This window comes from Paenibacillus sp. CFBP13512 (assembly GCF_005233705.1).
GTDB classification, from domain to species: Bacteria; Bacillota; Bacilli; order Paenibacillales; family Paenibacillaceae; genus Saccharibacillus; species Saccharibacillus nuruki.
Map to the genome: position 1 here is coordinate 152,399 of NZ_QGAD01000008.1, position 12,682 is coordinate 165,080.

Below are 12,682 nucleotides of genomic sequence, written 5' to 3' on the forward strand. Positions count from 1 at the left end.
TATACGAAATTGCGCTTATACTGCCAAGCGCATAAGGAGCGATTTTTATGAAATTTGATCTTCATACCCACCATTATCGTTGTGGACATGCGGATGGCGATATCCGTGATTATATTGAAGCTGCGATTGCTGCGGATATTCAGGTGATCGGAATTTCAGATCATACCCCTTTTTTCGGCAGTGACAAAGAACAAGCTTTCCCGCAGACTGCTATGGGCAAAAGCGAGCTTCAACATTATGTACAAGAAGTATTGGATCTCAAAAAAGAATACGAAGGCAAAATTGATGTGTTATTAGGAATCGAATCTGATTATTTCCCTGATTACGCTAAATTATATCAAGACATTTTGTCTCAGTATCCTTTTGATTACATTATCGGTTCGGTTCATTATAGTAGTGGTTATAGCATTTTCGATCGTTCTCGTTGGAAAGGCATGAATTCCGCCGATCAGATTGCGACCAAAGAAGAATACTTCCGAATGATCGCTGAATCTGCACGTAGTGGCATGTTCCAGATTCTTGGACATATCGATGCAATGAAAAGCAATTATCCTGACTTTACTCAAATTGAAGCTCCACAAGCGATCGACCGTACATTACAAGTGATTGCCGAATGCGGTGTAGCGATTGAAGTGAATACCTCCGGGAAGATCAAAGTCTGTGGACTCTGGCATCCTGTTGATGAAATTCTAGAGCGTGCTCATCATTTTGGCGTCGATATTTCATTCGGCTCCGATTCGCATATTCCTCAGCGTGTCGGTGATGATATTGATAAAGTCGCTCAAAAATTGCGTGAGATTGGCTTTACTGAATGGGTTTATTATAAGCAAAAGCAACGTCATGCTGTAGCGCTTTAAATATTTTCAATTCATTTTTATAGCCATTTTTGATCATCTTTTTTAAACAGGGAATGTATAGATATTAAATGATGACTGTACATGTCCGAGAGATTTTCAACTTACTCCAATCTTTTGCTATATGCCGCTTAGCCGTACAAGTAGTATATCCAGTATAAAGATTGGAGTTTTTGTTATGTATTTCTTTAGTTTTTGTTTTTATTGGGCGGATAATAATATAAAAGCGCAAAAAAAGAGACCTGCACTCACGCAGGTCCATCATATATTCAAAAAGGGGGTCTTGAGAACAATCTTACCTTTTCTCTATTGAGATTGAGTTGCAACACGATTGCAGTTGTATAACAAAATCTTACTCTTTATGTACAATACGTTCTCGATTGACCAATATAATACCACTTGCTACTAAAATTAGAGCAAGCGCCGCCCAGATCGATAACTTTTCATCTAACCAGAGAGCCGATAACACCACTCCAAATAATGGCGTTAAAAATAGATACATCGATACTTTGCCTACTTTATTGTATTTCATCACTGTATTCCAGAGAGCGAATGCTCCAGCAGAGAGTACGACAAGGTATAGAAGCATCCCTACAGCCGCTAGATCCCAGTGGAAAGGAAATGGATGTCCTGTTAAGGAACCGATGACAACCAAGCCTAGACCGCCCCAGAACATCTGACGACCGGTAAGACTCAGTACAGGTTCAATCCCTGCTTCACGGCGTGCTAGCACATTCCCCCAGCCTCCTGTCAGAGCAGACAATAACATCAACAGTTCACCCAGTCCAAAGCCAAAATGTACATTGCCTCCACTTTGCCCAAAGCCCATGACCGCAATCCCTGTAAATCCTAGCAACAACCCGAACCATTTGCGCATCGATAATCGTTCGGTCTGATCAATCCAACGAATCGATAACATTTGAAATAGCGATACAGAGCCAGCAATAATCGACATCGTCATGCCTGATCCCAACCCAAGCGCTGCATATACAAAAATATATTGTAATAATGTCTGAAACATTGACAGGCTGATTAATCGCTTAGCCGGAATATGGGGAATTGGTTGCCCTTTAGGATTTAAGATTTTGGCTAATACCATCAACAATAGCCCTGCCAGTGTAAAGCGATATCCTGCAAATAACCATTGCGCAAAAATATCATGACTTTGTATCCCCAGATGAGCATAGCTTAACTTGATAAAAGGCAGTGCACTCCCCCACAAAATGGTAGCGATCAGTGAACTGCTCCAAATACCAAGCGGACGGGTGAACCACTGTTGTCCGTTCATGAAGAGGAAGCGCCTCCGCTTCTTTCCTGACTGTGTGTATGAGAAGCGGCACGTTCTTTGCGCAACAAGTATTCCGTATGAGCGATAGAATAAATCATAATGCCCATCTCTTCCCAGTAGCTCTGAATCCCTGCATTAGAAGATGGTTGTTGTGGACGCATTCCATTTTTCTCAAGTACCCGTTGAGAGAGCGCATTATCTGCATGACAACGTCCCACAATATGCGATAGACCCATATCTTCAAAGCCAAAATCAACCATGCGACTAGACGCTTCAGCAGCATATCCTCTTCCCCAATGACTACGACAAAGAGCAAAACCGATCTCTGCCCGTGCTGCCCGTTCATCCCATCGTTGAAAAGAACACACGCCGTATAGAGTACCATCGTCTTTGGATGTGATTGCAAAATGCATAGAGCTGAGACTGCGAAAAGCTTCTTCGACTCTGCGCCCCAGACGATCTGGCTGTAATGACTGATATTCCTTACTCTCTTTCGCTCCGTACAAATATTTCATCACTTGTGGATCACTGGCACATTCCCACCAGATCTCCACATCCTGTGCAGTTAGACGGCGTAATTTGAGTCGATCTGTATACAGATCAGGAAAGCCCTTTTTCAAATCCTGTTTACTCAACATCGCCATTCCTCCTATGGTTAGTCTTGCTGCATCGCACGGTATACGCCGGTGCGTAGTTCTTTGATATAGTAATCCAGTGCTGGAATATTCGCATCACGGGCATCTTGTACCGCTTGTTCGATATCATACGGCACACGAGCAAATTGTAACGAATAAGGAGCTATCTCTTCCGATAAATATTCCCCTTCTAGAATCGCATAAGAAGCTGCGGGTATATCTAACGGATTCCCTACACTCCCTGTATTAAATAATAGTCGACCTTCTAGATGTTGCATATATGCATTATGGATATCTCCATAGCCTACGATATCGGGAATAATGGATTCTTGCGTCGTTGGATTCACCACAGGTGCAAACATACCTAAACGGCGTTCTAGATCATCCCATGGTTGTACACGATGAAATACATTTTCAGGGGATGCATGAACTAGCGATACCCATCGTCCACTTAGTAAAAATTCATGGCGAAATGGTAATTCTTCCAAATACTTGACTCGCTCCGGTCCCAATTGCTGAGCTTGCCAGCCAAATAATTCATCATCACCGCTCATCCGAGCAACAAGCTCTTCCCAATTGCCACGAATAATCACTTCACAACGTTGCGCAACTTCATCCGTAATTTTGACAGCATCAGGTCCTTTACCCACTAGATCACCAAGACAAAAAATACGCTTAATCCCTCTTTGATCAATATCCGCTAATACCGCCTGCCATGCTGGATAATTACCATGAATATCAGACACCAAAGCAATACGTTCCATCCTTCATTCCTCCTAGCGCTTGGCATGATAAGCGCGACTTCTTCTACTTCAATCCATCATGTAGTTCAATCTATCGTGATTTTTGCTTGCAAAATATCTTTCTTTTAGCACTTGGCATATAACTGCAACTGCTTATTTTTTATTGATCTGCTCGTCTAAGCGTAAATATCGTTAATTCCGGTCGACACATCAATCGAATAGGCACTTGAGACGTTCCGATGCCCCGATTAACATAGAGCGGTAGCTGACGCTGTGGCCCTGCTTGATACCAACCCATAATATATTTACGTGAACCACGAGGGGTAATCACAGCGCCGAACCACGGTAATCGAATCTGCCCGCCGTGACTATGACCTGATAATTGCAAATGAAAACCAAAGTTAATCGGAATCTTATCTGCATAATCCGGTTCATGCATTAATAAAATGCGACAAGCATCTTCAGCAAGATCTGATGTTGCTTTGTTCACATTCGGCTTTCCTAATAACTGATCATCCAGACCAATAATAGCAAGCGTTCCATCTGGCCGCTTAATCTGTATATTTTCGTTGGTTAACATGGTGAATCCGCCTTGTTCCATCATCTCCGAAACAAGCAGTACATCGTTTAAATAATCATGATTACCGAGAACTGCAAATTTACCTAACGGTGCAGACATTTTCTGAAGCGCTCCTACTCCTGCACGTAAAGGGTTTGGATCATCATCTACCATATCTCCAGTAAAACAGATCATATCTGGTTTCTCCGCCGTAATGATATCGGCTAACTTTTCCAGATCGGCGGCTTCTTTTCCCATCCCTAAATGAACATCGCTGAATTGAATCAATTTCATTCCATTTAGACTTGAAGGAAGCTGAGGTAATGCCAGATCAATATAGACTTTATCTAACCAGTTGGGTTCTCCTAGCCAGCTGTATCCGGCTGTTCCTAGTCCAAGCGAAGCCACGACCAACGTACCTCGCTTGAGAAATTGCCGACGTGTAATTTCATATCTATGCTTAAAATAAAAAGGAATTCTTATCGGATTGTAAAATGTGTATAAAGAGCAATAGGCATTCAGGCTAAAATTCCTCCTTTGGATTCGGCTGCCCTCAGGCGGTTGAATATATTATGTTTATTGTGCCGAATCCAACAGCTATCGTCAAATTTACGATAGTGGACTACTCTTTTTACAATCAAATACTTATGTAAAAATGTATCTCTTAATAGATATATATCCTTTCTTCATCATTAAGAGATACCCCTAGCAATAGATCATCAATTACGATTCAGCAGGAACAAATGTAATCGTCCACGTTTGTTTGTCAGCATCGGCAAAAGCTTGTGCTAGACCGGATTGTTGAATATGTGTTTTGCTAACTTTGCGATAGATCAATTCCAATTCAAAAGGAGCTTCAAATGGAAATGGAGCAAGGCTAATACTATGCTCATCTACCCACCGTGGCATAATCGCTTGATCGTTAGTGAACGCGAACTTTTTCCCGACTTCAAATCCTTCTTTCCACCATTCTTGCTCATTTTCTTTGCTCACTCCAGGATCATTCAAGCAGACATAGAGTGAAAGATCATCGCATAATTCCAAGATCGATCGGTGAAATTTGAGTGCTTTTTCGTTAGGATTCAACTGTGCTTTGATCCGTTCCTGACGCTCTTTCTCTTCTTGCACAAAAGCGATCCCAAATGGATCTTCTTCACCATAATGACCGACTAGCGCGGCATAATGATAACTGGCAAGCATTCCTCCGTACGGAGTCATATTTTCCAATTCGTTAATTCCATATCTGTAAAAAACCAGCTTCGCCGGTTCTGGAAAATGCATAAACGAAAATGGAACTTGCTTCGCATCATCCCATAGTGGAATTTCATCTAATGGAATCCAACCACGATCATGTTGTTCACAGCCAATAAGCACTTCATCCCAGCGTTCATCTTGTTCAATATATTCAGGCTTCCAATGACGAGCAAATTCTCCCGATAGCTTCGCATGATCATGTTGACGAATCATAATAAAAGCATCTTCATTCTCTCTCCAAATCATAAGTATACCCCTTTCGATATCAGTCATTTCTATAGGATGTAACTTCTATTATTCATTATTTATCCTTAACGATGCGTTTCCAACCATCCTGAGGCATAATCGACCAGTCCACGCTGCTGAATCAACTTCGTTTGCGCTTTGGCAATCGTGCCTTGAATGAATAAATCTGGGCAATCTTGTTCAAAATCGGCTCCGATCTCATCGAAATCATCAGAGTCAAAATTCAAATCTTTGAATTTCACCCACTGTTTACCGTTATCCGTCATCATTGGTGCTTTCATCGTAATCTCTTTTTTACCATGCCATTCTGCAAAATATTCTGCTAAATGAATGGATGTATTGGTATGATAAGTCGTCCCCAACATCAATATATACCCATTTGCATTATATAAATCTTGCAACGGAGAATGACTTCCTAATCCAAAATCCAGATCGTGATCGCTCATCCATTCTTCTGCATGTTTGCCCCATGCTGCAAAAGAGACTTGCGGATGTGCACTTCGATATACTCCTTTTTGCTTACGGAATGTCTCCGCTATAACACCCATCCCTGTCGTCACTGTAAAATCAGGATCATAAGGCGGCATACTGTCACGAATCAGATTCCACCAACGCTGTTCAGCAGGTGGATACATCCACCCTTTGGGATCGGTTAATTGCGAAGTCTGCGTTGGCATAATTAATGTACCTGACTCTCCCAAAACAGCCTCTAACGCTAAGATAACGGTTTCAGCACTGCCGGGAATCCATCCTCCAAGACTTTTCAAAGAAGAGTGAACCAGAATATTCATCCCTGCTGTAATCCCTAACGCTTTAAATTCATCGACTAATTGATCATAACTTATCGGTCTTTCACTGATCATCAACATCACTCCTATCGATCACCGGCTCAAGATAAAAGGCGGGTTTCCGCTTTTACACGGAACCCGCCTGATTAGTGGCTTACTATCAACCCGGTATAATCGTATATACGACTATACTATTATACACCCAACCAACGTTTGAACATATGCTTGGATGTGTCTTTATTCATTTCAGCAATCGAAGTTGTCAAAGGAATACCTTTTGGACAAGAGCGTACACAGTTCTGCGAGTTACCGCATCCCTCAATACCACCCGGCTCCATCAATGCATCTAGACGATCTTCTTTATTCATCTCACCTGTTGGATGAGCATTGAACAGACGAACCTGAGACAATGCCGCAGGGCCGATAAAGTCTGTTCTGTCATTCACATTCGGGCAAGCTTCCAGACATACGCCACAAGTCATACATTTCGACAATTCATATGCCCATTGACGTTTTTTCTCTGGCATACGTGGTCCTGCACCCAGATCATACGTACCATCAATCGGAATCCATGCTTTTACTTTTTTCAGTGCGCCGAACATACGGCTACGATCAATAACAAGATCGCGTACCACTGGGAAAGTTTTCATTGGAGCGATATGAACGGGTTGCTCTAATTTATCAACGAGAGCAGAACATGCTTGGCGTGGCTTACCATTGATCACCATCGAGCAAGCTCCACATACTTCTTCCAAACAGTTGGATTCCCAACAAACAGGTGCTGTTGCTTTACCTGTGTTGTCTACAGGATTACGTTGAATCTCCATCAGCGCACTGATAACATTCATCCCTGGACGATAAGGTAATTCAAATTCTTCTGTATATGATGGGCTATCCGGCTTATCCTGACGGGTAATAATAAACTTGACGTTTTTTTTGGCCGTTACATTAGCTGGGTGACTCTGTGTTGAGACTTCCGCCATTTCTAATGCCCCCTTAAATTAATCACTTTACTTGAGAATGCCGTCTTGGTGACTTAATCTTTAGAATAATCACGAATACGCGGTGGAATCAAGGATACATCCACATCTTCATAAGAAATCTGTGGACCATCTGGTGTCCATGTCGCTTTCGTCGTTTTGAGGAAATCTTCATCATTACGTGTTGGGAATTCAGGCTTATAGTGAGCTCCACGACTCTCATCACGCATTAATGCTCCAAGTGTCATTGCTTCAGACAATTCAAGCATATTCCACAATTGACGGGTAAACGCTACGCTAGGATTATTCCAACTGGATGAATCATTCATATTGATTTTGGTATAACGTTGCTTCAACTCTTTGATCTTGTTGATCGTAGCTTGAAGCTTATCGTTATAACGAACAACTGTCATATTATCAGTCATCCACTCGCCTAATTCTTTATGCAAAACATAAGCATTTTCATTGCCTTGCATATTCATCAGGTGATTATATTTATCTTCTTGCTGTTTGCGAACTTGATCGTACATCGTTGTTGGCATATCAGCAGCCGATTTTTTCAATCCTTTAATATATTCCACTGCTTTTGGACCTGCAACCATACCACCGTAAATCGCAGATACTAACGAGTTAGCACCTAGACGATTTGCTCCATGATATTGGTATTCGCATTCGCCAGCAGCGAATAGACCTGGAATATTGGTCATCTGATTATAATCTACCCACATACCGCCCATGGAATAATGGACTGCCGGGAAAATTTTCATCGGAATCTTACGAGGATCATCGCCCATGAATTTCTCATAGATTTCGATAATTCCACCTAATTTAACATCCAGTTCTTTTGGATCTTTATGAGAAAGATCCAGATATACCATGTTTTCACCGTTAATACCCAATTTCTCATCCACACACACTTGGAAAATCTCACGTGTTGCAATATCGCGGGGAACGAGATTACCATAGGATGGATATTTTTCTTCTAAGAAGTACCACGGCTTACCATCTTTATACGTCCAGATTCGTCCACCTTCACCACGTGCAGATTCAGACATCAGACGCAATTTGTCATCGCCCGGAATCGCTGTTGGGTGAATTTGAATAAATTCTCCGTTCGCATAATGTACACCTTGTTGATAAACAGCACTTGCAGCTGTTCCTGTATTGATCACCGAGTTGGTTGTTTTACCGAAAATAATACCCGGGCCACCTGTTGCCAAAATAACAGCATCAGCTGCAAAAGTAACCACTTCCATATTGCGAAGATCTTGCGCACAAATTCCACGACATGCGCCTTCATCATCCAATACAGCGGAAAGGAATTCCCAGTTCTCATGCTTGGTTACCAGACCTGCGGTTTCCCAGCGACGTACTTGCTCATCAAGGGCATACAACAATTGTTGACCTGTTGTTGCACCTGCATAAGCGGTACGGTGAAACTTCGTTCCGCCAAAACGACGGAAATCAAGCAATCCTTCTGGTGTACGGTTGAACATAACGCCCATCCGATCCATCAAGTGAATAATACCAGGTGCTGCTTCACACATTGCTTTGACAGGTGGCTGATTCGCTAGAAAGTCACCGCCATATACAGTGTCATCAAAATGGACCCAAGGTGAATCGCCTTCACCTTTTGTATTTACAGCTCCATTGATCCCGCCCTGCGCACATACGGAATGTGAACGTTTGACCGGTACCAATGAGAATAAATGTACATGAACGCCTGCTTCTGCTGCTTTGACAGTAGACATCAATCCAGCCAGACCGCCGCCCACGACAATAATATTGGATGTTGCCATAACGAGTTACCCTCCCCTTAGCCTACTGATCCTTAGATCCTATCTACCTTAAACGAACAGCAGAACGGTTCACTTGCCACCGTTCATTCCTTTAACTCTGTTCGACTACGAGCTGTACTGTGCATCATTTTGATCAATGAGACATCTGCTATGCCATCCACTGTTGTATTGAACAGTGCCGCACGGATCTTGCTATATGCTTATGCTACAAAATGACGAATCGTTTGTAGCGCAACCGTTGGATCTTCGAACTCCATATTGCGGAAAGCAACAAGAGATAGAATAAACATAATTGACACAATAACGAAAAGCGTCATACACACGTATGAGGATACACGTTGTGCTCTCGGTCCTACTGTAATTCCCCAGCTTACAAGGAAAGACCATAGACCATTTGCAAAGTGGAACGAAGCTGCCAATACACCAATAGTGTAAAGAACGAAGGTTACCGGGTTGGTCACGATATTGTACATAACTCCGCCGAGCTGTTCATGAGTGACATTACCGAGCGCAACTTGGAAACGAGTCTCGAATACATGCCATACAATATACACAAACGTGATTACACCTGTAATCCGTTGAAGTGTATAGCGCCAGTTACGTTCGTAACCGTAATTCGCATTGTTTGGCTTCGCTTGATAAGCGATATAAAGACCGTATACTCCATGATAAATCAGTGGTAAAAAGATGAATAAACTTTCCAAAACCAATACAAGTGGCAAGTTATTCAAAAATGCCACACTTTTATCAAAGGATTCTTTTCCGCCTTCATATGCAGAAAAATTGGTAATCATATGCTCAATAAAAAAAGCTCCGAGCGGAATGACCCCTAGCAGTGAGTGTAACCTTCTGGCGTAAAACCCTTTCATGAATGACGTTCCCCTTTCATAATAAGAGCGTTTTCATAGTGACAGTCATTGGTTAATGCTGTCCCAGACGTGGATCAACGAGAGAGATTCGGACCTTCGTTAATCTCCGCGTAGGAAGTCCCCATCTTCCGTAGCTTTACAATCTGTTCACAATGCTCTAAGACTGTGAACAACTTGTGTCACTTTTTATGTTACTCTACTTTGACTTATAATGGAATTGCAATATAATTATTAATTGTTATAACTAAAACGCATAAGAGGAAAGGAGAAATTCCAGATGCTTGAAGATATTGATATATTTGCGGTCGTTGTGGAACAATCTAGCTTAAATCAGGCTTCCAAATTATTGAATTTATCTCAGCCTGCTCTTTCTCGTAAAATTTCTAAATTAGAAGAAAATCTAGGTGTCTCATTGTTCAATCGTAATGGAAAGCGGCTTGAATTGACTTCAATTGGACGATTAACCTATACATTTGCATTAGAACAGCGTCAGCAGAACCTCAAGTTCTTGCAGAGCCTTAACCGCTATAAGTCTGAAGATCAGACCACAGTGACCTTTGGCGCCAGTCTGACGACCTTACAGACGACGTTGCCACCACTTGTTAGTAGCTTTACTCGTAAACACCCTTATGCAGAGCTCAAATTAATTACCGGCAAAACGCATGAAATTGTAAATGCCGTCCGTGATAAAAAAGTAGATGTCGGTATTGTAGCGTCCTCGATCCATGAATCGGGTCTTACTTGCGTTCCTTTATTTGATGATCATCTTGAATTAGTCGTCCCGAGCAATCACCCGCTTGCAGATCACCAAGAGACTACAATGCAGGATTTACAAGGTTTGGCTATGATTATTTTCTCAAAAGGCACATGGTATCGTAAATTAATAGATGATGTATTTCATCGGTATACAGTGATGCCCGACTTGCGTATGGAAATTGATTCTTTTGAAGCGATTGTACGTTTATTGCCTATTTGTATGGCTGCTGCATTATTGCCCAAATCCTATGTTGGGAAACAGTTATTGTCAGGCAATGAGCTGGTCTCTCTTCATATTCCAGAACTAGAGCAGACACGCCGCACCACCTGTCTCCTTTATAGTGAAAGTTCTGATCTAGGTTCAGCAGCCAGACAATGGATTATTGATACCAAAGAACAATTTGAAACGATAAATGATCCTATTCGTTTAGATGAATAAATATGCCCTTTTAACCAATCATAATCTTACCTTCAGGATAGCGATATAGTTCTTTGTCTTGTTTGGGAGCGAGTGCCCAGACCAGTGTAATCATGCCTACCCGTCCAGCAAACATCAATAAACAGATCACTAATTTACCAGTCGTACTTAGATTGGGAGTTAATCCAAGAGACAATCCAACCGTACCGAATGCAGAAGTGGCTTCAAATAAAACACTCATAAAGTCAGTCGCTTCTGTCATCGTAAGAACCATCGTAGCCACAATCACTAACGATAATGAAAACACTGTAATCGTTAATGCTTTATAGATCCGATCTTTGTTGATTCGAAAATAAAATAGAACCACATCTTCTTTTCCTTTGACCATACTGATGACTGCTCCAACAATCAGTAGAATCGTTGTTGTTTTGACACCACCGGCTGTTGAACCCGGCGAACCTCCAATAAACATCAGAATAATCGTCAGGAATAAAGTAGCTTGTCTTAATTGAGTTAGATCCAGCGTATTCGCGCCTGCTGTTCTTGTGGTGACCGATTGAAATAACGAACCCCATATCTTACTATCCCAACTCAAGCTTCCAATCGTTTTTAGGTTCGTAAATTCAAATATGAAAACCAGTACAAACCCTCCAACAAGCAGAATAGAAGTCATCCATAATACAGCTTTGGAGTGTATTGATAATTTACGATGTTTGCGATATTCAATCAGATCAGACAATACAACAAATCCGAGTCCGCCCAATACGATCAAAGCCATAGATATGATATTGAATGCTGGATCGGATACATATCGGGTAAAGCTACTATAATGACCGAACAAATCAAAACCTGCATTATTAAATAACGATACCGCATGAAAAGCACCATAATACATGGCTTGTCCAAGCGGAAAATCTGCCATTAAGCGTAGCGTAAATAAAAATGCAGCAATCAATTCAATAGCAAATGAATAATAAATCACTTTTTTTATTAAACGAACAATACCTTCCATATCTCCTTGATTCATGGCTTCTTGCAACACCAGACGTTCTCGTAAAGAAATACGTCTTCCAAACACCAAAGCAAATAATGTAGCAATCGTCATAAATCCGAGTCCACCGATTTGAATCAGACACATAATCACCACTTGACCAAAGGTCGAGAAAAAAGTGCCTGTATCCACAACGACTAGACCTGTTACACAAGTCGCTGAAGTCGCTGTAAAAAAGGCATTTAAAAAACTCAACCCTTCTCCACCTTGATGCGCAACAGGTAACATCAATAAAAACGTTCCTAATAAAATACAGATAGCATAGCCTAAAGCGAGAATACGAGGTGGTGTCCAAACTTTTATTGCAAAAACATTTTTCAAAATCTATTCAACCTCTCTATTCTCTAAATATGACTTATTCCAATCTGTTCACTGCTTCTGATTATAGTGGCTCTGAAGACAGACGGCTATAGCGTTTTGCAATCAAAAAAAGATTACGTTA

Annotated in this window: 12 protein-coding genes; 2 read left to right on the top strand and 10 right to left on the bottom strand. The window is 41.5% G+C overall.

What is annotated here, in order from left to right:
- Positions 1-47: 47 nt before the first annotated feature.
- On the top strand, positions 48-857 hold the full coding sequence (locus tag PaeCFBP13512_RS13530) for a histidinol-phosphatase (RefSeq protein WP_069326251.1): 810 nt from the start codon (positions 48-50) through the stop codon (positions 855-857).
- A 349-nt stretch (positions 858-1,206) separates the two neighbouring features.
- Here the strand turns inward: PaeCFBP13512_RS13530 and PaeCFBP13512_RS13535 are convergent, their stop codons facing one another.
- The 9 genes from PaeCFBP13512_RS13535 to PaeCFBP13512_RS13575 form a co-directional block, all read right to left on the bottom strand.
- Positions 1,207-2,142, bottom strand: coding sequence for a DMT family transporter (locus tag PaeCFBP13512_RS13535; RefSeq protein ID WP_137223735.1), 936 nt, complete (start codon positions 2,140-2,142; stop codon positions 1,207-1,209).
- Positions 2,139-2,780, bottom strand: coding sequence for a GNAT family N-acetyltransferase (locus PaeCFBP13512_RS13540; RefSeq protein ID WP_069326249.1), 642 nt, complete (start codon positions 2,778-2,780; stop codon positions 2,139-2,141). Before PaeCFBP13512_RS13540 ends, PaeCFBP13512_RS13535 begins: the two co-directional genes overlap by 4 nt.
- A 17-nt stretch (positions 2,781-2,797) precedes the next feature.
- Positions 2,798-3,541 (bottom strand): metallophosphoesterase family protein, encoded by a 744-nt coding sequence (locus PaeCFBP13512_RS13545; protein WP_069326248.1) that lies wholly within the window; start codon positions 3,539-3,541, stop codon positions 2,798-2,800.
- 139 nt (positions 3,542-3,680) lie between these two features.
- Positions 3,681-4,646, bottom strand: coding sequence for a metallophosphoesterase (locus tag PaeCFBP13512_RS13550; protein ID WP_441343330.1), 966 nt, complete (start codon positions 4,644-4,646; stop codon positions 3,681-3,683).
- Positions 4,647-4,802: 156 nt separating this feature from the next.
- Positions 4,803-5,579, bottom strand: a complete 777-nt coding sequence (locus PaeCFBP13512_RS13555) for a DUF3891 family protein (protein ID WP_161594271.1) — start codon at positions 5,577-5,579, stop codon at positions 4,803-4,805.
- A gap of 65 nt (positions 5,580-5,644) precedes the next feature.
- Entirely contained in the window at positions 5,645-6,442 is a 798-nt protein-coding gene (locus PaeCFBP13512_RS13560) for an aminoglycoside N(3)-acetyltransferase (protein WP_069326245.1), read from the bottom strand.
- 119 nt (positions 6,443-6,561) lie between these two features.
- Positions 6,562-7,350 carry a succinate dehydrogenase iron-sulfur subunit gene (gene sdhB / locus PaeCFBP13512_RS13565; RefSeq protein WP_069326244.1) on the bottom strand — a complete coding sequence of 263 codons (789 nt, stop codon included), beginning with the start codon at positions 7,348-7,350 and terminating at the stop codon, positions 6,562-6,564.
- A 53-nt stretch (positions 7,351-7,403) separates the two neighbouring features.
- Complete coding sequence (gene sdhA, locus PaeCFBP13512_RS13570; protein WP_069326243.1) at positions 7,404-9,146, bottom strand: succinate dehydrogenase flavoprotein subunit; 1,743 nt, start codon at positions 9,144-9,146, stop codon at positions 7,404-7,406.
- A gap of 200 nt (positions 9,147-9,346) precedes the next feature.
- Positions 9,347-10,015, bottom strand: coding sequence for a succinate dehydrogenase cytochrome b558 subunit (locus PaeCFBP13512_RS13575; protein WP_069326242.1), 669 nt, complete (start codon positions 10,013-10,015; stop codon positions 9,347-9,349).
- Between the two features lie 277 nt (positions 10,016-10,292).
- Between PaeCFBP13512_RS13575 and PaeCFBP13512_RS13580 the strand changes: the two genes are divergently transcribed.
- A complete protein-coding gene (locus tag PaeCFBP13512_RS13580) occupies positions 10,293-11,210 on the top strand; it encodes a LysR family transcriptional regulator (RefSeq protein ID WP_069326241.1) in 918 nt (305 codons plus the stop codon).
- A 10-nt stretch (positions 11,211-11,220) separates the two neighbouring features.
- Here the strand turns inward: PaeCFBP13512_RS13580 and PaeCFBP13512_RS13585 are convergent, their stop codons facing one another.
- The gene (locus tag PaeCFBP13512_RS13585; protein WP_241669373.1) at positions 11,221-12,561 is read right to left on the bottom strand and encodes a TrkH family potassium uptake protein; all 1,341 of its coding nucleotides are present in this window, start codon (positions 12,559-12,561) and stop codon (positions 11,221-11,223) included.
- Between the last annotated feature and the right edge of the window lie 121 nt (positions 12,562-12,682).